This is a genomic window from Clostridium sp. MSTE9 (assembly GCF_000277625.1).
GTDB lineage: Bacteria > Bacillota > Clostridia > Oscillospirales > Acutalibacteraceae > Faecalispora > Faecalispora jeddahensis.
The window spans coordinates 12630-35051 of sequence record NZ_AKFU01000001.1; the positions used below are offsets into that span (position 1 = coordinate 12630).

General features: G+C 55.5%; 23 protein-coding genes and 1 riboswitch. Of the genes, 12 read left to right on the forward strand and 11 right to left on the reverse strand.

The window, feature by feature from the left end:
- Positions 1-3: 3 nt before the first annotated feature.
- The 10 genes from HMPREF1141_RS00065 (at position 4) to HMPREF1141_RS00110 (ending at position 9976) form a co-directional block, all read left to right on the forward strand.
- Complete coding sequence (locus tag HMPREF1141_RS00065; protein ID WP_035316305.1) at positions 4-1299, forward strand: sugar ABC transporter substrate-binding protein; 1296 nt, start codon at positions 4-6, stop codon at positions 1297-1299.
- An 82-nt stretch (positions 1300-1381) separates the two neighbouring features.
- Positions 1382-2260, forward strand: coding sequence for a sugar ABC transporter permease (locus HMPREF1141_RS00070; protein WP_009059700.1), 879 nt, complete (start codon positions 1382-1384; stop codon positions 2258-2260).
- 4 nt (positions 2261-2264) lie between these two features.
- Positions 2265-3101, forward strand: a complete 837-nt coding sequence (locus tag HMPREF1141_RS00075; protein WP_009059689.1) for a carbohydrate ABC transporter permease — start codon at positions 2265-2267, stop codon at positions 3099-3101.
- 19 nt (positions 3102-3120) lie between these two features.
- Entirely contained in the window at positions 3121-3936 is an 816-nt protein-coding gene (locus HMPREF1141_RS00080) for a transketolase (protein WP_009059685.1), read from the forward strand.
- A complete protein-coding gene (locus HMPREF1141_RS00085) occupies positions 3929-4861 on the forward strand; it encodes a transketolase C-terminal domain-containing protein (RefSeq protein WP_009059657.1) in 933 nt (310 codons plus the stop codon). Before HMPREF1141_RS00080 ends, HMPREF1141_RS00085 begins: the two co-directional genes overlap by 8 nt.
- A gap of 15 nt (positions 4862-4876) precedes the next feature.
- Positions 4877-5275, forward strand: a complete 399-nt coding sequence (locus HMPREF1141_RS00090; protein WP_009059706.1) for a cupin — start codon at positions 4877-4879, stop codon at positions 5273-5275.
- Positions 5276-5623: 348 nt separating this feature from the next.
- Positions 5624-7243, forward strand: a complete 1620-nt coding sequence (ilvB, locus tag HMPREF1141_RS00095; RefSeq protein ID WP_009059713.1) for a biosynthetic-type acetolactate synthase large subunit — start codon at positions 5624-5626, stop codon at positions 7241-7243.
- Positions 7244-7259: 16 nt separating this feature from the next.
- Complete coding sequence (gene ilvN / locus HMPREF1141_RS00100; RefSeq protein ID WP_009059655.1) at positions 7260-7763, forward strand: acetolactate synthase small subunit; 504 nt, start codon at positions 7260-7262, stop codon at positions 7761-7763.
- A 68-nt stretch (positions 7764-7831) separates the two neighbouring features.
- On the forward strand, positions 7832-8839 hold the full coding sequence (gene ilvC / locus HMPREF1141_RS00105) for a ketol-acid reductoisomerase (RefSeq protein ID WP_009059723.1): 1008 nt from the start codon (positions 7832-7834) through the stop codon (positions 8837-8839).
- Positions 8840-9217: 378 nt separating this feature from the next.
- Positions 9218-9976 carry a DUF975 family protein gene (locus tag HMPREF1141_RS00110; protein ID WP_009059710.1) on the forward strand — a complete coding sequence of 253 codons (759 nt, stop codon included), beginning with the start codon at positions 9218-9220 and terminating at the stop codon, positions 9974-9976.
- A 269-nt stretch (positions 9977-10245) separates the two neighbouring features.
- Here the strand turns inward: HMPREF1141_RS00110 and thiT are convergent, their stop codons facing one another.
- The 3 genes from thiT to HMPREF1141_RS00125 form a co-directional block, all read right to left on the reverse strand.
- A complete protein-coding gene (gene thiT, locus HMPREF1141_RS00115; protein WP_035316306.1) occupies positions 10246-10815 on the reverse strand; it encodes an energy-coupled thiamine transporter ThiT in 570 nt (189 codons plus the stop codon).
- 176 nt (positions 10816-10991) lie between these two features.
- A riboswitch (TPP riboswitch) is annotated at positions 10992-11103 on the reverse strand.
- Between the two features lie 24 nt (positions 11104-11127).
- A complete protein-coding gene (locus HMPREF1141_RS00120; RefSeq protein WP_009059707.1) occupies positions 11128-11790 on the reverse strand; it encodes an HAD hydrolase-like protein in 663 nt (220 codons plus the stop codon).
- A gap of 23 nt (positions 11791-11813) precedes the next feature.
- Positions 11814-12209 carry a thioesterase family protein gene (locus HMPREF1141_RS00125; protein ID WP_009059719.1) on the reverse strand — a complete coding sequence of 132 codons (396 nt, stop codon included), beginning with the start codon at positions 12207-12209 and terminating at the stop codon, positions 11814-11816.
- A 217-nt stretch (positions 12210-12426) separates the two neighbouring features.
- On the opposite strand from HMPREF1141_RS00125, the gene HMPREF1141_RS00130 reads away from it, so the two are divergent.
- Positions 12427-13212, forward strand: a complete 786-nt coding sequence (locus tag HMPREF1141_RS00130; RefSeq protein ID WP_009059688.1) for a heparan-alpha-glucosaminide N-acetyltransferase domain-containing protein — start codon at positions 12427-12429, stop codon at positions 13210-13212.
- A gap of 80 nt (positions 13213-13292) precedes the next feature.
- Positions 13293-14387, forward strand: a complete 1095-nt coding sequence (gene ychF, locus HMPREF1141_RS00135) for a redox-regulated ATPase YchF (RefSeq protein WP_035316307.1) — start codon at positions 13293-13295, stop codon at positions 14385-14387.
- Between the two features lie 1798 nt (positions 14388-16185).
- Here the strand turns inward: ychF and rbr are convergent.
- The 8 genes from rbr to HMPREF1141_RS00175 form a co-directional block, all read right to left on the reverse strand.
- Positions 16186-16725 carry a rubrerythrin gene (rbr, locus tag HMPREF1141_RS00145; protein WP_009059691.1) on the reverse strand — a complete coding sequence of 180 codons (540 nt, stop codon included), beginning with the start codon at positions 16723-16725 and terminating at the stop codon, positions 16186-16188.
- 173 nt (positions 16726-16898) lie between these two features.
- The gene (gene rsmI, locus HMPREF1141_RS00150) at positions 16899-17723 is read right to left on the reverse strand and encodes a 16S rRNA (cytidine(1402)-2'-O)-methyltransferase (protein WP_009059698.1); all 825 of its coding nucleotides are present in this window, start codon (positions 17721-17723) and stop codon (positions 16899-16901) included.
- Positions 17723-18466 carry a tRNA1(Val) (adenine(37)-N6)-methyltransferase gene (locus tag HMPREF1141_RS00155; protein ID WP_009059659.1) on the reverse strand — a complete coding sequence of 248 codons (744 nt, stop codon included), beginning with the start codon at positions 18464-18466 and terminating at the stop codon, positions 17723-17725. The genes rsmI and HMPREF1141_RS00155 overlap by 1 nt, the downstream gene beginning before the upstream one ends.
- A 144-nt stretch (positions 18467-18610) precedes the next feature.
- Positions 18611-18784: a 4Fe-4S binding protein gene (locus HMPREF1141_RS16965; protein WP_074432630.1), complete on the reverse strand. Its 174-nt coding sequence runs from the start codon at positions 18782-18784 to the stop codon at positions 18611-18613.
- 91 nt (positions 18785-18875) lie between these two features.
- Positions 18876-19745, reverse strand: a complete 870-nt coding sequence (locus HMPREF1141_RS00160) for a stage 0 sporulation family protein (protein ID WP_009059694.1) — start codon at positions 19743-19745, stop codon at positions 18876-18878.
- 18 nt (positions 19746-19763) lie between these two features.
- A complete protein-coding gene (locus tag HMPREF1141_RS00165) occupies positions 19764-20633 on the reverse strand; it encodes a DNA polymerase III subunit (protein ID WP_009059673.1) in 870 nt (289 codons plus the stop codon).
- Positions 20630-20953 (reverse strand): cyclic-di-AMP receptor, encoded by a 324-nt coding sequence (locus tag HMPREF1141_RS00170; RefSeq protein ID WP_009059687.1) that lies wholly within the window; start codon positions 20951-20953, stop codon positions 20630-20632. The genes HMPREF1141_RS00165 and HMPREF1141_RS00170 overlap by 4 nt, the downstream gene beginning before the upstream one ends.
- A gap of 60 nt (positions 20954-21013) precedes the next feature.
- Positions 21014-22348: an amino acid decarboxylase gene (locus tag HMPREF1141_RS00175; protein WP_035316313.1), complete on the reverse strand. Its 1335-nt coding sequence runs from the start codon at positions 22346-22348 to the stop codon at positions 21014-21016.
- Between the last annotated feature and the right edge of the window lie 74 nt (positions 22349-22422).

Below are 22422 nucleotides of genomic sequence, written 5' to 3' on the forward strand. Positions count from 1 at the left end.
GGAATGAAAGTGAAAAGGAAAAAAGTACTGGCACTTACCCTGGCGCTCGCAATGGCAGTCACATCGTTTGCCGGCTGCGCCAAACAGCCCGGAACCGCATCCAGCGCGGCGGAATCTCAGGCGGCCAGCGGCGAACCGGTTACCATTACCCATTGGTACTGGGCAGACAGCTCCGACTACTCCGCTAAAATGAAGGAAATTGTGGAAGATTTCAACAAGTCCAACAAGAGCAACATCACAGTGAAAGCCGAGGAATATCCCTGGGACGGCGGCGCGTACAGTGAGAATCTGTTCAATGCCGTTATGGGCGGCGGCGGCCCCGACACCGCGGCATGGAAGCTGACTTCCACCCCGCTGTTCACCGCCAACAACCTGCTGGCCAGCCTCGACAGCTATGTTTCGAAGTGGGACAAGAAGGACGACATCGACCAGAACATTTACGACATTATGAAGCAGGCCGGCGGCAAGGACGAAATGTATGTCATGCCCTGGAACATTCAGGTTCTGTATGTGTACTATCGTCCGTCCATCTTCAAGCAGGCCGGCGTAGAGGTTCCGAAGACCTATGAGGAATTCCTTGAGGCGATCAAGAAGACCACCCTGGACACCAACGGTGACGGCAAAACCGATGTTTACGGCTTTGGCATGCGCGGCGCGAAGGGCGGCCAGGAACCCTGGGGCAGCTTCATCTATGGCCGCGGCGGCAGCTTTGAAGACATGACCACCCCCGAGTCTGTTCAGGGTATGCAGGATTTCATCGATCTGTACAAGAACGGCTATGTACCGCCCACGGCGACACAGGACGGCTTTAACGAGATCATCGCAAACTTCAAATCCGGCAAAACCGCTATGACCATTCACCACGTTGGTTCTTCTGCCGGCATGGTAGAGACCTTCGGCGACGACGTTGACGCGTTCCCGTTCCCCGCAGGCAAAGGCCAGTGGACCTCCATGGGCGACACCGAGAACGTTATCTTCGAGGCCTGCAAGAACAAGGAAGCTGCTTTTGAGTGGGTCTCTTATCTGGCAGCCGGCGAAGGCCAGGAGAAATGGTGCAAAATCACCGGCAACATGCCTGTGAGCAAAACAGTACAGGCTCTGCCTGACTTCAAGGACAACAAATTCATGAAGGCCTCCATCGCTGGTCAGTCTTACGCGGGCATTATCCCGATCAAAGACACCACCACCGAGTGGATCAGCACGATTTGGCCGAACACAGTCGCTTCTGCCCTGACCGGCAAAGAGACTGCTGCTGACGCCATGAAGACCCTGCAGGAAGGCCTGTACGGCAAAAAATAAGATCTGAAGACATGGGCTACGCGGGCTGCGGTCGGGCGGAAGCACGGCCGCGGCCCCATTCTTTCGAAGAGGTGAAGATACAGTGCAGCGTAAAAAGATGAATATCTGGCCGTATTTGCTGATCACGCCTGCGGTGCTGATTATTATCGCGGTTGTTTTATTCCCTGCGCTCAACGCGGTTTTAATGAGCTTTCAAAGTTACGATTTAAGAAGGCCGAGTGATATCGGTTTTGTTGGGCTGACCAATTACATTGATGTGCTGCAGGATAAGCTGTTCTGGGCATCCCTTTGGAGGACAATCCTGTGGGTTGTTTTCGGTGTAGGCTTCCAGTTTGTTTTTGGCTTTATTCTGGCGAATCTTTTGAATAAGGGCTTTCATGGCCGCGGTGTTGTGCGCGCGGTAAGCTTGATCCCCTGGGTTACCCCCGGCGTTCTCATCGGTTTGATGTGGCGCTGGATTTACGACGGCAGCTACGGCGTGCTCAACGACCTGCTGATGAAGGTCGGACTGATCTCCGCGCCGGTTCCGTTCCTCGCGCAGGAATCGACGGTTATGCCGTCTGTCATTCTCACGATCATCTGGCAGGGCATCCCGTTCTTTGCCCTGATGCTTCTGGCAGGCTTGCAGGGCGTGCCCGGTGAGCTGTACGAGGCGGCCGACATCGACGGCGCCACGGGATTCCAGAAGCTGTTCCGCATCACGATTCCCGCGATTAAAAACACGATCTTCGTCACCACGCTGCTGCGCATTATCTGGGTGGCAAACTCGGTGGACGTGATCTTCAACATGACGGGCGGCGGACCTGCTTACGCTTCGCAGACGCTGAGCGTTTATGTATTCAACAAAGCGAACGCCCTGAACCTGGGCTATTCGTCGACCATGTCGCTCCTGCTCACATTCCTGCTGCTGCTGGTGGCGATTCCGTATCTGAAAAGTATGTTTGCGAATCAGGAGGCGTAATGTTATGCAGCATAAAAGAACACCGATGCAGAATTTCCTGTTGCTGTACCTGCCTCTGTTTGTGATCCTGCTGTTTCTGCTCTTCCCGTTTTACTGGACCTTCGTTACCTCCATTAAGCCGGAAGCAGAGCTGTACGGCAGCGTGGTCACCTACTGGCCCCATAACCTGACATTTGAATCCTACAGAAAGCTTTTTGTGGATTTTAACTTTTTAAAGCCTATGGGCAACAGCTTTGTGGTGGCGATCATCACCACACTGATTACCCTGACCGTTTCGATGCTGGCGTCGTACTCTTTTTCGCGTTTTCGTTTTGCCGGCCGAAAAGCATTTATGGTTCTGTTTTTAACCAATAACATGTTCCCTACGGTCTTGCTGTTGATCCCTCTTTATGCTATTATGCGTAGTATGGGCCTTCTGTACACTCCCCTTTCTCTGGTGCTTTCTTATGCCACGTTCACCATTCCGTTTTCGGTATGGCTTTTGAACGGCTTTATCAATGACCTGCCCTTGTCTTTGGAGGAAGCCGCCATGGTAGACGGCTGCAACCGGGCGCAGGCATTTACACGCATTATTTTCCCCGTGCTGGTGCCCTGTCTTGTCGCTACGGGTGTGTACATCTTCATGACCTCCTGGAATGAGTACACTTTCGCCGTGATGTTCACCAACGAGCGGAACCGCACAATTCCTGTGGCTCTGAAAAATCTGATCGGCCAGCTGGGGGTCCAGTGGGATCTTCTGACGGCCGGCGGAATCATAACGATCATCCCCGTCTGCATCATGTTCTTCTTCGCGCAGAAGCGTTTGGTGGAAGGCCTGACCGCGGGGGCCGTGAAGGGTTAATTGTAAAGGAGTAATCGAAATGAACAGCGAACTGAACGCAAAAGCCAAGCAGATTAGAGCCGATATTTTAAAATCGCTCTATGCCTGCCAGTCGGGCCATCCCGGCGGATCCCTGTCGTGCGTAGAGATCCTGTTGGCGTTGTACGAAAATGTAATGAAGTACGACCCCAAAAACCCGCACATGGAAGACCGCGACCGTTTCGTAATGAGCAAGGGTCATGCCTGCCCCACTCTGTACGCGGTTCTGGCGGACAAGGGTTTCTTCCCGAAGGAAGATCTCCAGCATCTGCGTCAGGCGGATTCTCACCTGCAGGGGCACCCCGATATGACCAAAACCCCGGGCGTTGACTGTAACACCGGCTCTTTGGGCCAGGGAATTTCAATTGCCGGCGGTATGGCGATTGCGGCAAAATACAAGAAGGCAGATTACAAGGTTTACGCCCTGATCGGTGACGGCGAAATGCAGGAGGGCCTGGTATGGGAGGCGGCGATGTCCGCGGCTCATTACAAGCTCGACAACTTCACGGTACTTCTCGACTTTAACCATCTTCAGATTGACGGCAGCAACGATCAGGTCATGAGCGTTGGCGACCCGATTGAAAAGTTCCGCGCATTCGGTTTTGAATGCCTGGAAGTGGACGGACACGATATCGACGCGATTACTGAAGCGATCAAGAAGCCGGTCGTCGGCAAGCCCAAGTTTATTTGCTGCCATACCCACAAGGGCCATGGGATTTCCTTTATGGAGGATAACCACGGATGGCACGGCAAGCCGATGTCTAAGGATGATTTCGCGGCGGCAATGAAGGAACTGGGGGTAGAGATCGATGGCTGAGAAAAAATCTTTAAGAGTAGCATACGGCGAGGCTCTGGTAGAGCTTGGCGCGAAGAACGATAAGGTAGTCGCGATGGACGCCGACCTGGCCCACGCTACCATGAGCAGCATGTTCATGGATGCATACCCGGACCGCTTTTTCAACTTCGGTATTGCGGAGGCAAACCTCGTCTGTGCGGCAGCGGGCTTTGCACATTCCGGTCTGATCCCCTTTGCCAGCACCTTTGCGCTGTTCGGCACCGGACGCGCATACGAACAGATTCGCAATGGAGTTGCGTATGTAAACGCCAACGTGAAATTCGGCCTCTCTCATTCCGGCCTGTGTGTCGGTGAGGACGGTGGCAGCCACCAGTCCATTGAGGACCTGGCGCTGATGCGCGTTGTTCCGAACATGACCATTTTTGTTCCCTGTGATCCGATTGAAACCAAGAAGGCTGTCTTTGCTGCGGCAGAGATCAACGGCCCTGTTTATATCCGCGTGGCGCGCCCTGTGTGCGACGTGATTACCGAAGAAGATACTCCCTTCATCCCCGGCAAGGCCAACATCATGAAGGACGGCACCGACGTATGCCTGGTTGCCACCGGCCTGATGGTTCCCGAGGCGCTGAAGGCTGCCGAACTGCTGGCGGCTGACGGCATCAGTGCTGCGGTTGTGAACGTTCACACCATCAAACCCTTTGATGATGAAACGATCCTCAAGATGGCTGAGAAGTGCGGCGCCATGGTTTCTGTGGAAGAGCATTCCATCATCGGCGGCCTCGGCTCTGCTGTTGCGGAAGCTCTGGCGGGCAAATCCAGCGCGAAGTTCGATCGCGTGGGCGTAATGGATAAGTTCGGTAAGTCCGGCAAGCCGGCAGACCTGTTCCGCATTTACGGCCTGACCCCGGAGAATATTGTGGCAAAAGCCAAGGTACTGCTGAAATAAGAGGGAGACAAAACCATGAAAATTCAAAGCTTTGAGATGAACGGCGAAGGAATGCAGAGAGTCTACGAGAATGAGAAGTGGACTGTCGGCATTAAGAACTGGAAGCCCGCAAACGACATTACCGGCCTCGATTGCCTGGAGCGCCACAACAAGACCGACGAGTTGTTTGTGCTGCTCAGCGGCCGCTGCACCCTGATCAGTGCAGAAGAGACTGATGGCGAGCTGAAGATGGAAGCGCTGGAAATGGAGCCGTTCAAGGTTTACAATATCCCTCAGTCCCTGTGGCACAACACCGTGACCCAGAAGGACACCAAGATGATCCTGATTGAGGATGTTTCCACCGGCATGGAGAACAGCGATATTCTCGATTTGACTCCCGCTCAGATTGAAACATTGAAATCTCTGGTAAAATAAACCGCAAGCGGCTGTTTACCGCCATATGGATCAAGAGACCGCAGCAGCGCTTTGCGCTTGCGGCAGCATAAGCAAAATTGCACAAAAGTAAGGCGGTGCGCCGTGTTCCTTTGGGAGGCGGCACACCGCTTTTTCAGTTGACTGATTTAAAGTATCATACTATAATAAAAAGTAATTCAAAGTGAATGCTCTTTTAAGATGGCGGCTTCTTTTCGCTCCGAAGGCGGATGGAAAAGAGCCGGATAATTTTATCTTTTTTTGAAGCGGCATTTCGCAGAACAATCGCGATTCTTGGTTTTATCGAGAATCCGTATCAAATCAATATTACAAGTGGGAAGGTGGAGTACGATGATCAGCGGAGCGGAAATCATGGTGAAATGCCTGGAGCAGGAAGGGGTCGTCCTAACGTTCGGCTATCCGGGCGCGGCGATCTGTCCTTTTTATGATCAGCTATCACAGTCCTCCATCCAGCACGTTCTGGTTCGGCAGGAGCAAAACGCCGGTCATGCGGCAAGCGGCTATGCGCGTTCGAGCGGAAAGCCCGGGGTGTGTATCGCTACCTCCGGCCCCGGTGCGACGAACCTGATTACGGGCATCGCGACCGCCTATATGGATTCGGTGCCTCTGATCGCCATCACCGGGCAGGTTCGTTCCGAGCTGCTCGGCCGTGATGTGTTTCAGGAGGCCGATATTACCGGCGCCTGCGAGCCGTTCACGAAGCACAGCTATTTGGTAAAGGACACTGCCGATCTGCCGCGCGTGTTTAAGGAGGCGTTCCATATTGCTTCCACAGGCCGCCCGGGCCCGGTGTTGATCGATGTGCCGGTAGACGTGCAGCAAAACCAGATCAAAGAGTTCAAATACCCGCAGCACGCGGATATTATCGGATATAAGCCCCGCACGCAGGGACATGCCCTGCAGATCAAGCGCGCTGTCGAGGCGCTTGCCGGAGCGCAGAGGCCGCTGATTTGCTGCGGCGGCGGCGTGGTGCTGGCGGGCGCCAGAAAAGAGCTGATGGGCCTGGTGGAGAAAACGGGAATCCCTGTGGTTTCTACCATGATGGGCATCGGCGTGGTTCCGCTGGACAGCGATTCTTACCTGGGAATGGTCGGCTCGCACGGCAAGAAAAGCGCCAATCAGGCGCTGCTCTCTGCCGATGTGGTCATTCTCTGCGGCGCCAGAGTGGGCGACCGCGCGATTATCGCCCCCGAAATGCTGGGCAGCAAGTCGCAGATCATCCACATTGATGTGGATCCCGCGGAGATCGGCAAGAATATTACCGCGCATATCCCGATCGTTGGAGATATCCGCCTTGTGCTGAACAGCCTGGCAGATAAGGTGAGCAACGCGGCGCCGCAGGAGTGGCTGAACCGGGTTCAGGAGCTGCGGCAGGCGGATGTACCGCATGGGGAGCCTTCTCAGGATTATGTGGAGCCGCGCTCATTCATGCGCATGCTCTCTTCGATGATGAAAGACGACGCGATTCTGGTTGCGGATGTTGGCCAGAACCAAATCTGGTCCGTCAACAACTTCAATGTAAAGGAAGGGCGCTTTTTAACGTCCGGCGGCCTCGGCACCATGGGGTATTCGATCCCGGCGGCTATCGGCGCAAAGCTGGCAAAGCCCCGCCGTCAGGTTGTGGCGGTTTGCGGTGACGGCTCGTTCCAGATGTCGATGTGCGAGCTCGGCACGATCATGCAGAGCGGCGTTGGCGTCAAGATCATCGTTATGGTCAACGAGCACCTTGGCATGGTGCGCGAGATTCAGGATAAGCAGTACGGGGGAAGGCATATGGCCACCGAGCTGCACGGTAACCCCGATTTCGTGGCGCTGGCCAGGGCCTACGGAATCGAATCCGCTCAGGCGGAGAACAATCCCGAGGCGGAAGAGCTGGCCAGGAAAATGCTGGCATCCAATAAGCCGTATCTGCTTGTCTGCAAGGTTGATCCGACCTTGCCGTCGATTTGAAAGGGAGGGAGCCGAAATGAAATATACTCTCTCAGTTCTGGTAGAGAACCAGCCCGGCGTTCTGTCTAAGGTTTCAGGCCTGTTTTCCCGCCGCGCGTTCAACATTGACAGCCTGGCCGTGGGCGTGACGGAGGACCCCGCCATTTCCCGCATGACGATCGTCGTCAACGGCGACGAATATGTGATGGAACAGGTGGAAAAGCAGCTCAACAAGCTGATCCCCGTCATTAAGGTCAAGCGCCTCGACGACACCGGCCCGTTCATCAGCTGCGAGCTGGCGCTGATTAAAGTGAGCTGCACGCCGCAGTACCGCCCCGAAATCATTCAGATTGCGGAGCTGTTCCACGCGCGCGTGGTGGATGTATCCCTTACTTCGCTGACGATTCAGTTTGCGGATACCGCTGAAAAAATAGAAACCATGCTGACGCTGCTGAAGCCCTACGGTATTAAGGAAATCGCCCGCACGGGCACAGTCGCACTGGAGCAGGGGCCCCAGGTAACCAGAAAACAGAGCGTTTGAGCGGACTTGGCAAACGAAACTTGAACTCTGTCTTATAAATTTTATACCTGCTGAAGGAGGAACATGTTATGCCGAAGATTTATTATGAAGCCGATTGCGATATCAACGTACTCAAGGGGAAAACCGTAGCGATTATTGGCTATGGCAGCCAGGGCCATGCCCATGCTTTGAACCTGCATGACAGTGGAGTCGATGTTGTAGTAGGCCTTTATGAGGGCAGCAAGAGCGCAGAGCGCGCAAAGAAGGCGGGCCTGAAGGTTCTAACCGTACCGGAGGCTACCAAGGCTGCTGACATTATCATGATTCTGATCCCCGATGAGCGTCAGGCAGAGATGTACAAGAAGGACATTGAGCCGAACCTGACCGATGGCAAGGCCATTGCGTTTGCCCATGGCTTCAACATTCATTTTGGTCAGATCAAGCCCCCCAAGTTTGTGGATGTGTTCATGATCGCCCCGAAGGGCCCCGGACACACCGTTCGCAGCGAATTCCAGGAGGGCAAGGGTGTTCCCTGCCTCGTAGCGGTTGAGCAGGATTACACCGGCCATGCGCTTGATGTAGCATTGGCTTACGGTGCGGGCATCGGCGGCGCGCGTGCGGCTGTGATGGAGACCACCTTCCGTGTGGAAACTGAAACAGACCTGTTCGGCGAGCAGGTGGTTCTGTGCGGCGGCGTCTGCGCTCTGATGAAGGCCGGCTTTGAAACGCTGGTAGAAGCGGGCTATGCTCCTGAAAACGCATACTTTGAGTGCATTCACGAGATGAAGCTGATCGTCGATCTGATCTACAAGGGCGGTTTTGAGCTGATGAGATACTCCATTTCTGATACCGCGGAGTTCGGCGATTACGAATCCGGCAAGCGCCTGATTACGGACGACACGAAGAAAGAAATGAAACAGATCCTTTCTGAGATTCAGGACGGCACCTTTGCTGGCAAATGGATCGCGGAGAATAAGAATGGCCGTGCGCACTTTGGCGCGATGCGCCGCATTGAGTCCGAGCATCAGCTGGAATCCGTTGGTAAAGAGCTGCGCAAGATGTATTCCTGGAGCGAAGAGGACAAATACGCCGATTAATCCGGGCAGAACAATCTAATTAATAACGCAGTACAGTATCGGTAACAAGGGATCAGGCAGAGTCGGACAACACCGATCGCCTGATCCCTTATTGTTGCAATTTGGGCAGAAGAATCATACCATGAAAGAGCGGCGGTTGGCCGCCAGGGAAACAGAAGATTGCTATCTTAAGGAAGGAAGCTGTGGCGGTGTTAGGCGCCGCCGAATGGCAGAAGCATAAAATTCAAGCATGGCAGAGCGCCGGGCGCGCAAGGGCTGACAGGCTGGCCCTGCCTTTCAATGGAAAATTTATGATAGGCACTGTGGCCGCGTTTAGGCATAGTGGCCAAGGGCTGTATCGTATGATACAGAAAAGAGTGAAAGGGGTCTTACTAGAAAATGTGGAGCAGAGAGATTGTGAAGAGCAATGCGAAAGCGGCAATCCGGGGCGGAAAGTATTGGATGGCATTCCTGGTTTCTGCCGTGATTATGATCGCACCCTCGCTGATAGAATGGATTACCGGTTACGGTGAGGTCAACGATAAGTGGATCTCCGGACTGGAGAATGGTGTGCCTGAGGTTGCGCCCGGCGTGTTCATGGGGTATAATCTGGGTTTCTTGCTGCTGAATATCTTTATTCTTTTTCCGCTGATTGTGGGAGTGTACGGCTTTTTTGTACGCAACCGGTTTGACGCGGGGCAGTTTTCCGATGTGTTTTTGGGCTTTCGGAACGGGTATGGCAACGTGGTGCTCACCAGCTTTGTGACCAACCTGTTCATCGGCCTGTGGACACTGCTGCTGATTATCCCCGGCATTTACAAGGCGCTGCAGTACATCATGGTTCCGTTTCTGCTGTCTGACAATCCCCGGCTTTCGGGCCGGCGGGTACGGCAGATCAGCCGCCTGATGACCGATGGGGAAAAGGGTGCGATCCTTGTGCTGTCCCTTTCCTTTATCGGCTGGTTTTTAATCCCGATCGCTGTGTCGATCGTTCTGGAGATGGCTTCTGCGCCCATATTCTTAACGAATATTGTGGTTACATTGGGTTTGGCTCTGATTATGCCGTATTATTACGCAACGCTTGCAGAGCTGTATATTTTCCTGCGCGACCGTGCGATTCAGACCGGCATGGTGCAGCCCGAGGAGCTGGGCCTGTAACTCAGGCTTGCCGGGAAAGCGATATGTGCCTTGCCTTACACAGGTTTCGGCGGCTGATATGTATCAAAAAACGAAGGGAAAACCGCACTGCGGTTTTCCCCTTTTTGCCTCTGTACGGTGAACTATATTTGAAATAGGAGGAACATGAAATGGAAGAAGGCGTTCGGCTCACCTAATGTATTTTATGACAAGCCCCCGCATTTGTTGACAGGTCTGTCCCAACTTTGGCGACTTCTCCAAACAAGCCCTCCGGCCTTTGGTAAGAGCGCTTATGCCGCGTGAGCGGAGCGGTTTCCGGTGCGGTCGAGCACCTTGACCAGCGCGATGGTGACGACAGAGGTGATCACGAGTTCGGGCAGCATATAGCTTCCGTTATAAATCAGAGAATACAGCCACACAGGCGTTCCCTCGGGCGCATACTCGCCCCAGATCAGGATGCCGGAGGCAAAGCTGCACAGAAAGCGCAGGAATACGGCGATCGCCGCGCCGAATGCGATGCTGGCCGAACGGTTGCGGATCGGCTTGCCCCAGAACGCCGCGCTGCCCAGCACGGTAAAGGCCAGCACATAGTCGAGCAGTACCACCAAAGCGAACGCGGTAAGCGTTTTTGCGGGCGGGGCGTTGAACTGCAGCAGCATCTGCAGCAGGCTGTGAACAAAAGCGGTGCCGAGGCCCCATTTGACCCCGTGGCGGTAAGAAACCAGTACCAGGGGCGCCATGCTGGCCAGGGTGATCGAACCGCCCTGCGGCAGCTCGAATACCTTGATCATGCTCAGAACAGTGGAGAGCGCGATCATCAGCGCACATTCCACCAGAATGATGGTGTTGTTTTTTTTCATAAAAGATCCTTCCTCGCGCCGATTGATACCGGATCTTCCATCAAAACAGTGAAGGAGGATCGTTTCAGGCGCGTCCGCTGTTCCGGTAGCGGAAACCGAAAGTGTGAACTGCGATCTTTCCTGAAAAACATGCCGCACGCAAAAAGACGCATTGCGGGTAATACCACAATGCGTCTTGCTGTGCTGCAAAAGTTTCCTACGCTGGCATTATCCAGATCAGGTCAAAGGGACATAGGCGTCAATCCGCCTCATCTCAGCCGCGTATACGCAGCGCCCCGTATTCAGTTCCAATATCACTATATCCGTATCCGCTCAGTTTGTCAAGAGCAAGCGTTCCAGCTCTATAAAATCCGCGGCGAACCGCGCGCCGGAAAATTGCTCCTGCATCTCTTCGCGGGTGCCGTAGCCGTGCAGCATCCCGATAAAATCCGTGCCTGCCAGGCGTGCGCCTTCGGCGTCGAACTTCGTGTCGCCGATCATCACCGCGTTCTGCGGTTTGGCCGAGAACCGCTCCACGCACGAGGTGATCAGCTCTGCCTTTGAGCTGGCGCGCTCCTCGCTGCCGGCGGGGCCCGCGACAAAATCTACCAGCGGGGCCAGCTTAAAGATTTCTGCCACGCGGTTTGCCTGCGGCAGGGGCTTCGAGGTGGCGATGCAGAGCTTTGCTCCCGCGCCCCGCAGAGCGGAAAGCAGCTCGAAGGTATGCGGGTACACCGAGTTTTTGTAAAGGCCATCGGTTTCGTAAAGGCTGCGGTACAGCTTCACCGCCCGGTCGCTCACGTCGTCCGGCAGGCCGCAGGTCTGCGAAAAGCTTTGAAACAGCGGCGGGCCAATAAAGGTGCGCAGAATCTCCGGCGGCGGCTCTGGCACCCCCAGGCGCTGCATGGTTTCCTTTACACAGCTCAGGATGCCCGGGCCGGATTCGGTCAGGGTGCCGTCCAGATCAAATAAAACGATGGGGTAAACAGGTTTCATCGGGAGTTCCTTTCGTCAGAGGTTTATTGCTTGGCGCGTTCCGCTACTCTTTTCAGATAATTCTCACGCTTGATGCTGGCGCGCTCATGCGTGCAGGTAGAAATCAGGCCCACATTGTCAGATGCCTCTACCTCAAAGGTGAATTTGCGGCCGTCGCTTTCGATCAGCTTTGCCGTCAGGTGGATGGTAACACCCTCAACCGTGGGCGCCAGATGCTTGATATGCACTTCGGAACCTACCGAGGTGATCCCCTCCGGCAGATAGGTGTTCAGCATCCGGGCGCAAACGCCTTCCATCAGCGCAACCAGCCGGGGCGTGGCAAGCACGTCTACGCTGCCGCTGCCGAGTTTGGAGGCCAGATCGGCGGAGGTAACGGTATAATCCTGGGAAATCGTCTGTCCAATTTTCAGTTCATTCATTGTAATTCTTCCTTTCCTTCGATATAATAAAATAAAATGATATCTTTGGATACCGGCGCGGACTGACGCACCGGACAATTCAGGGCAAATCTGCCTGAGTCTAGTATAACACGGTACGGCTCTGGTTTGAAGCGGTAATTTTGCTTATGTTCCCGCAAAAATCCGGCAGATTTTGTATATTGACAACCACTTTTGGGATTCGGCGGGAGGAATCAACTTGAACGAAAGCACACAGTCCCCGGCGGCAGCTACGCGCCCCCGGCTTCACCTGATGGACGAGCTGCGCGGTTTTGCCGTGTTCTGCATGGTCTTTTACCACGCGTTTTACACCTTTGCCTTTCTGTACCAGATTTCATGGATGATGGTGCTATTCCGCTTTTTTACCCCGGCGGAGCCATTTTTTGCGGCGCTGTTTATTTTTATTTCGGGAATCTCTTCTCTGCTTTCGCGATCGAATCTGCGGCGGGGATTGCGGCTGTTTGCGGTCGCGCTTGTGGTTACGCTTGTCACCGTCCTCGTCACGCCCCAGTATGCCATCTGGTTCGGCATTCTGCATTTTCTGGCAGTGTGCATGATCCTGTACGGCCTTTTGGGACAATATCAGAAAAAAATCCCCTTTTCGTGGCTGCTGGTTCTGCTGTGCTTTGTTCTTTATTTCTTCACACGGCCCATCCCGTCGGGTTATTTGGGGTTCGGCCCGGTTTCGGTGATTCCTCTGCCGGAGGCGATTTACCATGTGAAGTGGCTGTTCCCGCTGGGCTTTTATGATTCCTCGTTCTCATCGTCGGATTATTTTCCGCTTTTGCCCTGGGGCTTTGTGTTTCTTGCGGGAACCATGGTGGGCAGGCCGGTGGCCGCGGGATTGGCCCCGAAATGGATGTACCGCAGCCGTGTTCCGTTCTTTTCGCAGATGGGCCGCTGGGCGCTGGTGATTTACATTGCGCATCAGCCGGTGATCTACGCTTTTGCGTGGCTGCTGGAGCGGCTGGGGCTGATTGGCTGAAAGAGCCTTGCGCGTATCGCGGAAAAAGAATATAATAAGAGTTAAATGTTTTATGCGAGAGAAAGAGGTTGATGAGTGAAATGAAGCTGGGAATCGTCGGGCTGCCTAACGTTGGAAAGAGCACGCTGTTCAATGCCATTACCAACGCCGGGGCGCAGTCCGCCAACTATCCTTTTTGCACTATAGAACCGAACGTCGGTGTGGTGGCCGTGCCGGACAAGCGTCTGGACAAGCTGGCCGAGATGTACCACCCCGAAAAATACACCCCCGCCACGATCGAGTTTGTCGATATTGCGGGTCTGGTGCGCGGCGCCTCTAAGGGGGAGGGCCTGGGCAACCAGTTTTTGGCGAATATCCGCGAGGTGGACGCGATCGTTCACGTTGTCCGCTGCTTTGAGGACGACGATATCATTCATGTCGACGGCAGCGTAGACCCCGCGCGCGACGTGGAGACGATCAATCTGGAGCTGATCCTCTCTGACATGGAGGTGCTCGACCGCCGGCTGGACAAAACCCGCAAGATGCTCAAGGCGGACAAGAAATACCAGACGGAATGCGAGTTCTTTGAGCGCGTGCGCGCCGAGCTGGACGCGGGCCATACCGCACGCAGCGTGGAATGCACCGAGGAAGAAGCGGAGCTTTTGGCTACGGTGTCTTTGCTGACGAACAAGCTGGTCATTTACGCGGCCAACATGAGCGACGCCGATTTTAAGGGCGGCGTGGAGAATAATCCGTATTTTGCTGTGATCGAGAAGCTGGCCAGGCAGGAGAATGCAGGCGTTCTGCCGATCTGTGCGGAGGTGGAAGCCGAAATTTCCGGCATGGAGCCGGAGGAAAAGCAGATGTTCCTGGAGGACATGGGCCTTTCGGAATCCGGTCTTGACCGTCTGATCCGCGAGTGCTACACTCTGCTCGGCCTAATTTCGTACCTGACCGCGGGCCCGCAGGAGGTGCGCGCCTGGACGATCAAAGAGGGGACGAAGGCTCCCCAGGCTGCCGGTAAAATCCACACCGATTTTGAGCGCGGCTTTATCCGCGCGGAGGTTGTTGCCTACGACGATCTGATGGCCTGCGGCACGATGGCGGCCGCGAAAGAAAAGGGCCTTGTCCGTTCCGAAGGCAAGGAGTATGTGATGAAGGACGGCGACGTGGTGCTGTTCCGCTTTAATGTATAAGTGATTTTTTCAGCCCTGCTCTTGGATTGGAGCGGGGCTTTTCTTTTTTTATCGGTGTTGGCCTGAAAGAGTGGGTTTTTCTTTGTGAGGTTTCACCGCAGTTTTTTGCTGGTGTGGAAGATTCGTTTTTACGGTTTGTTTTGAGAGAGAGGATTTATTTTTGCGGGTGCCCCCGCGTGGGTTTCTGCTGGCGCAGGGTTTGCCCCTCATGCCGGGGCGGGCACTTACTTTCGCAGCGAGGCGAAAGTAAGCAAAGGCTCGCCAAAGGGGAGAGTTTCGATTCTCTCCCCCTTGGAACCCCCTCTCAACGACCAAAGGCTCTGCCTTTGGAAACTGGGAGAGGCTCCCGCTCTGGTTCTGTTCCACGCACAGGCACGGCCTGCGCGTGAAGCGAGTGCGTAAGGAAAGCTTTCACGTCTGCAACTGGTACGGAAAGTGCTCTCAAGCCAACAAAAAAATGCGGCGAAGCCGCATTCCCCAGAACTGCGAGCTAACGAGAGCGCTCTGAAAATGCCCGCCGACGGACGAAGCGCTAAGCTTTTGATTTTCTGTTGCTAGGAGAGTGGGCATTTTCATTGGAGCGCCTTTTCAGTAGCTTTCGGCGTTGCATTCCGGAACTTGTTCCCCGAACGGATTCCAAAGGTGTCCTTTGGAAGGCCTTTGCTACCTTTCGTCCTTTCACGAAAGGTAGTGCCCGCGCCGGCATGAGGGGCAGGCCCGCGCAAGCGGAAATCCCATGCGGGGGGTACCCGCTAAAAATTTGTTCTTCACCCTCGGGTAAAAAGTTCATATGGAACAGGCAATCAACCCGCCCCGGCACGAGGGGCAGGCCTGCGTTAGAAGAATTCATACGGGGAATTTATAAAGACAAAAAATATTTATAAATAGAAGGTTGTTTCCGCGTGAGAACAACCAGCGCACGCGCGACGAATGGAGTGCGAAGCGGGAGGTTCTCTTCGAGCTGTCCCGTGACGTGCGTGCAGGCTCAGCCTGCAAAAGAAGCGCCGTCCCTCGGGGAGGGACGACGCTTTCGGCCAAGGGCCGGTCAGCCGCACAGGGGCGATTCGTGCGGCAGTTTTGTTCTTACAGACAACGGCGCGGCGGAGCCGGGACCACGGTGCCGGGGGAGGCCCGCGGTTTTGAAAAGCATGCAGATCAATCATTGGGAATCATGATGGTTGAGATTCAAATTTTTTAAGGAACCCGGCCCGCTTTGCCCTGTCTGTAAGGCAGCAAAAAAGCGCCTGTTACGGATTCCCCCAGCGGGGGGATACATCCATAACACAGCGCCTAATATCACAAGTGCAGTACACAACCCGCAGAACGGGACCCATTTTCGGGATCCGCCCCCCTCTGTACAAGAAAGCGGAAATGAGTTATAATGTGTAAGCAACGCGCGGTATATCCGTTGTGTATGGAGGCTACTTCTCCGTATGCAGGGGATGAGGTGTTCCTGCACCTCGTCCCCGCTTTGCACTTAATTGTACCTTACCAGTAAATTGTAGCATTTTCTGGGATTGATTGCAAGCTGAATTGTTGATATGAGAAAAAATATCACATGATAAAAGACAGCGCCGGATTTTTAGAAATCCGGCGCTTTTTGTATTGGAATGTGCCTGCCTGCCGCGTGCTGGAATAGAACGCTTGGGGCATCGAACAACAGAAAAACCGCGGAACAATAACGTTCCGCGGCGGCTCTGAAGCATCTTCTTGCAGAGAACCAGACTTTGCTGTTCGCTGCTTTTTATGGGCCGGGTACGGCCCTGCTATAACGCTGTCCCTTTGAAAAAGGAACCGCTTAATAGTTTTCAGCTTTGCGCTCGAAGAAAGCCTGGGGATGTTTGCAGGCAGGACAGATCTTGGGGGCCTTGTCGCCAATATGAATGTATCCGCAGTTGCGGCATACCCAAACGGTCTGCTCGCCGCTCTGGAAAACAATATCTTCCTGGATGTTCTTCAGCAGCTTGCGGTAGCGCTCTTCGTGGGTCTTCTCCACAGTGCCTACCAGCTTCATCGCAGTGGCAATCTCTTTAAAGCCTTCCTGCTCAGCGGTCTCGGCGAACTCTTTGTACATCTCTGTCCATTCGTAGTTTTCGCCCTGCGCAGCATCCAGCAGGTTATCCTTTGTGCAGCCGATCTCGCCGCCATGCAGATATTTAAACCACAGCTTGGCGTGTTCCTTCTCGTTGCCGGCGGTTTCCTCAAAAATAGCTGCGATCTGCTCGTAGCCTTCTTTTTTCGCCTGAGAAGCGTAGAATGTGTACTTGTTTCTGGCCTGGGATTCCCCTGCAAATGCGGTCAGCAGATTTGCTTCGGTTTTGCTTCCTTTCAGTTCCATACGGTTCGTCCTCCTTGTAAAAAATCAGTAAGGGATGCCACCCTGTTCCGGCCGCTTTTGCGCGACGGAACGAAACGCCGTTTCACCGGCATTTGGGAATAGGATGTGATCGCTTTCTTTTATTATACTAAATAATGTCAAAATTACAAGGGGATAAGGCAAAAAATCGAGAATTATTCGCAAATTTTTTTATAAATCTCCGCTTTGGAGTGTCCGCTTTCCTTTGCGGCACGTTTGGCAGACTCTGAAACAGAGGCGCCTTCCTCTAAAAAAGTGCGCGCAAGCTCTATGGCTTCCTCCAGCGTGAGCGGTTCCTCCACAGGGACGGGAGCGCCTTCGATCACCAGCACGAATTCCCCCTTGGGGCTCTCTTCGGAATACCGGCGCGCCGCTTCGGAGAGGGTGGTGCGGATGACCTCTTCGTGAATTTTCGTCAACTCGCGCACGAGCGCGATGCGGCGGTCGCCCCAGGCGGCCAGCATGTCGGCAAGGGTGGCAGAGAGCTTGTGCGGCGCTTCGTAGAACACCATGGTGCGGGTTTCAGCGGCCACCTGCTGCAGGTGTTCGCGCCGGGCACGCTTATTGACGCTCAAAAAGCCCTCGAACGTAAAGCGGCCCGTAGGCAGGCCCGAAATGGCCAGCGCCGAAATCACCGCGCTGGGGCCGGGCACCACGAGCGTCTGGATCCCCAGCTCGGCACACTGGGCTACCAGCAGCTCGCCGGGGTCCGAAATCGCGGGCATTCCCGCATCGGAAACCAGAGCACACGTTTCGCCCGCCAGTATCCTGCGGGTGATGACCCCGCCGCGCTCGAGCTTGTTGTGCTCAAAATAGCTCACCATCGGCTTTTTAATGCCCAGATGATTGAGTAGCTTTACGGTCACGCGGGTATCCTCCGCGGCGATAAAATCCGCCTCGGCCAGCGTCTGCGCCGCGCGGGGCGAAAAATCCGATAAATTCCCGATGGGCGTGCCCACCACATACAGTTTTCCGGTCATCAGTGCCCCTCCTTGTAGTTACCGTAAATCTCCAGCATTTCCCGGGTGAAGGTTCCGTCTTCGTTGTGCAGGATCAGCGGCGGCTCCACCAAAAGGCCGCCGGGCTGCCCGTTTTTGCGGGCCTGAAGCAAAAAGAGCTTCGGCGCTTTGCCCTCGCGGGCCTGTACGAACCGCAGGCGCTTCGGCTCCAGGCCGTTCGCGCACAGGGTCGTGAGAATATCCGTCAGGCGCTCCGGCCGCTGACACAGGCACAGGCGGCCCCCGTAGCGCAGGCAGGATGCGGCGGCGCGCGCCACGTCCTCCATGGTGCAGGTTTCCTCATGCCGGGCCATGCGCTTGCCCTGTTCGGGGTTTTCGATGCCCGTTCCCTGCGCCTTGTACGGCGGGTTGCACGAAATCAGGTCGCAGTTTTCCAGCCATGGGTCGCGCGGCTTTGTTTGATCAAGCTGCCGCAGGTCGAGGTTCAGAACCCGCAGGCGGTCTGCTACGCCGCAGTGCTCGGCAGACTGCCGTACCAGCTCGCAGGCGTCGGGCTGGATTTCTACCCCGCAGATTTGGGCAGGCTCGTACCGCGCCAGCCAGATCAGCGGAATGGCGCCGCAGCCGGTGCCGAAATCGGCGCACTTCTCGCCCCGCTTGGGGGCCGCGAAATGCGCCAGCAAGATCGTATCGGTATTAAATCGGTGCGTCTGTGAGACGAACACGGAGATACTGGGGGAGAGTGGCTCCAGTTCAGGCTGCATGGGTTACCTCCGGCAGATCATTTTATGGGAGAAGAAAACTTTATTTGAAAGCAAGCGGCGGGCAGCGGGAGCCGCGCCCGAATACTTGTCCAAAATTTAAGGCGGAGCAACGATCGCTCCGCCTTAAATCACTTTCATTGAGCCTTAAGCCTCGGGATTCGGGGCTCCTACGGGACACACGGAAGCGCAAGCACCGCACTCTGTGCAAAGCTCGGGATCAATTACGTACTTGTCAGCACCATCAGAGATGGCGCTCACGGGACACTCACCTGCGCAAGCACCGCAGGAAATGCAATCACTGTTAATAACATATGCCATTGTTAAGCACCTCCAGAATAAGTATTACACCCTTATTCTAACACACAATGGCAGAATTGCAACTGGTTTTTCTGAATTTGTGAATGGAATCTCAATCCTTTTCCAGCTCTTTTAGCTGATCGAGTTCCGCCTTGTTTACGCGGAGCTGGGCGTCTTTGATGAGCCTCACGTCCTTCACTTTGTAAGTAGAGGGCGCAGCATCCGGCGCTTTGTCGAGCCGAATCTGCAGTACGCCGGTCAAAAGATTCTGATCCACCACGGTGCCGCGGCCCTCGGGCGTCATCACAATCGCGTTCAGCTTCGGGGTCGTACGCAGCAAATCGAGGTAAGCCTCCTGCTCGTATTTCAGGCAGCACATCAGGCGGCCGCACGTGCCGGAGATTTTGACAGGGTTGAGCGAAAGGTTCTGCTCCTTGGCCATCTTGATGGAGACCGGCTGGAAGCTGCCCAAAAAGGTGGAGCAGCAGAACGGCCGTCCGCAGATGCCAAGGCCGCCGAGCATTTTCGCCTCGTCGCGCACGCCGATCTGGCGCAGCTCGATGCGTGTGCGGAACACGGAGGCCAAATCCTTGACCAGCTCGCGGAAGTCCACACGGCCGTCGGCGGTAAAGTAAAACAGAATCTTGCTGTTGTCGAAGGTGTATTCCACGTCCACCAGCTTCATTTCGAGCTTGTGGGCGGCAATCTTTTTGTTGCAGATCTCGAAGGCGCTCTTTTCGCGGATCTGATTTTCCGCAAGCTTCTTGAGGTCCTCCTGATTCGCAATGCGGATCAGCTTTTTGAGCGGCTGCACAATGCTTTCATCGTCTACCTGGCGGTTTTCCATGGCGACCTCTCCGCATTCCACACCGCGGGAGGTTTCAACAATGACCATGTCGCCTTTTTTTAAATTATTTCCATCGGGGTCAAAGTAATATACTTTGCCCACGTTTTTAAATCGTACGCCAATTACTTCGGCCATAGCTCTCTCCTTTATTGTTTAATATCCTGCCACGGCACGCAGCTGCGCACAAAAAACCGTGACAAGGAGGGTATTGTTCGCGTTTTGATCCATGCGGCGGCGGGTCTGGATGCTGAGCTCCGTCAGCGCCAAAAGGCGGTCACGGGTCAGCTGGCGGGCCAGCTCCTGCGCAGAAGGATCGCGGGTAAGCGAGGTTCCGCCGGCGCGCAGCACGGCGGCATCGCGGAACAGCACCGTCAGGCGGTCGAGCACCTGGCGCAGCAGCTCGCGATTCTGGATCAGCGGCGCGCATGTTTTCAGCACCGCGGATTCATCCGGCAGAGGAAGCTCACGCAGAATCTGCGCGGCCAGCGCCGCGGCCTCGGGGTGATCTCCGGATTGCTCTCGGGGCTCCAGTGTCAAAATCAGCGAACGGGAGCGGATGGTGGGCAGCAGCGCGGAGGCAGACGGGCACGTGAGAATAAACAAAATCCCATCGGGGGGCTCTTCCAAAATTTTCAGCAGGGCATTCTGCGCCTGTTCGGACATGGTTTGAGCCTCAAACAGGCAGTATACTTTTCGGGAAGCCTCATTCGGCTTGATATACGCGTCGGAACGAACGCGGCGCACGGCATCCACGTGGAACGACCGCGCGGCAGTGCCGCCGCTTTCCACAATAATGTCGGGGTGCGACCCCGCTTTGGCCTTGATGCAGGCTGGGCACACACCGCAGGGGCGCTCACCCTGGGCGGTGCAGACGCAGGCTCTGGCCAGAATCTGCGCCAGAGTACGCTTGCCGCTGCCGGGCGGCCCCTCCAGAATCACCGCGTGAGGCAGGCGATCCTGTTCCAGCGCAAGCGAAAGCTGCTGACGCAGGGAATCGTTACCGAAAAATCCTTCAAAGATCATACTTTTTCATACCGCTCAACATTCATTACAAAAATAGTCGATCCACCGACCGTGACCTCCACGGGGAAGGAGGCGTAAAGCCCCATATCCATGGCAGAAGCGCTGGGCACGATCTGGGTTCGGCGGCTGCTGTGAGCGGCAATCTCGGAAATGACCTCTTCTACTTTATCGTCCTCTACACCGACGATGAAGGTGGTGTTGCCGGCTTTTAAAAAACCGCCGGTCGTTGCCAGTTTTGTGATGGGGAAGTGCTTTTTCGTCAATGCGGCCTGTACCGTGGCACTGTCGTCACTGCTGACAATGGCAAGGATCAGTTTCATAATATATCCCTCCTATACAGGTTGCGGAACGTTTTAAAAAGCGAAAATAGGGTATCTGATTTATTTTACCACTTTCAATGAAAAAATGCCATACCCACGTAAAAAGTCAGCAATTTCGTCCGTAATTTTTTCTCCGGGCATCACTACCGGCACGCCGGGCGGGCATGGGCAGGCGGTTTCCGCTGCGATTCTGCCGACGGCAGCCGCGAGAGGGAGCTCTTCTGCCGGGGAAAGCAGCGCCTGCCGGGGTGTGAGCGGCATGGGCGGCAGCGCGGGCAGCGCGGGTGCGGCCTCTGCAATTGCTTTGCCGGGCCGCAGGGCGCGAATCGCCGTTTCGAGGCGCTGAAAATCGCTTTCGCTGTTGAACGGTGTGGCAATCAGCACCACCTGGGCCGCGTCGGCGTATTCGGGCTCTATGCCATGTTCGCGCAGAAGCTCGGCGGCGTCTGTGCCAAGAATTCCCGCCTCGGCGGTACGCAGCGTGAGCCGAACCGGGTCGCAGTCGCCCTCCGGTGCGGAAATGCCCTGCCGGGCTGCCAGCTCCCGTACCGCCGCGACCCGATCCTCCAGCGCGGCGAACGCGGCGCGGCCGCTTTCTTCGAGCCAGGCGCGCGCCAGATCGAGCGACGCCATCACGGGGTACGACGGGCTTGTGGAGCCAAACAGCGCCATGGCTCTTTTGGCGTCCGGCACAAAGGACGGTTCCGCAAGATTGAGCCATGCCCCGCCGGTCAGCACCGGCAGCGTTTTGTGCGCGGAACAGGCCGTGGCACAGGCGCCCAGGAACAGCGGATGAAGATTCTTCTTTAAAAATGCCAGATGGGTGCCGTGGGCGTTGTCCACCAAAAGGGGAACTCCCGCTTCCCGGCAAATGGCGGAAATGGCGGGGATGTCCACCAGAACGCCGTAATAGTCGGGGCTGGTGAGAAACACGGCCTTCGCGTCGGGGTGCTCCCGCAAAGCTGAGAGGACATCGCGGCTGTCTACCCGGCCGGGCAGGCCGCGCCCGGCGGTGGGCCGGGGAAGAATCCAGACCGGCGTAATGTTGAGCAGGGCCATGGTATGAACCACGCTGCGGTGCAGTACGCGGTCAAACAGAATCGTACCGCCGCGCGGCGCGGCCAGATACAGCATCGCCTGCAGGCAGAGCGTGCAGCCGCCCGCGGAAAACAGCGTGCGTTTTGCTCCAAACAGCCGTGTCGCCCGCTGTTCCGCCGCAAGAATGGCCCCCTCGGCCTCAAAGAGGCTGTCGGTATCCGGCAGCTCGGTGAAATCGAGCGAAAGTAGGTCCGGCGGCAAAGCACCCGGCACATTTTTATGCCCCGGCGTATGAAAGGAGGCCCGGTTTTTCTGCCTGTGTTCCAAAAGCGCGGTGTAGAGCGGCGTATCTGTCATAAGAAATCCTTTCGGGGAAACATGTTCTTCTTTTCTATTGTGAACCATAAAGCAGGAAATTACTTTGCTCCCTG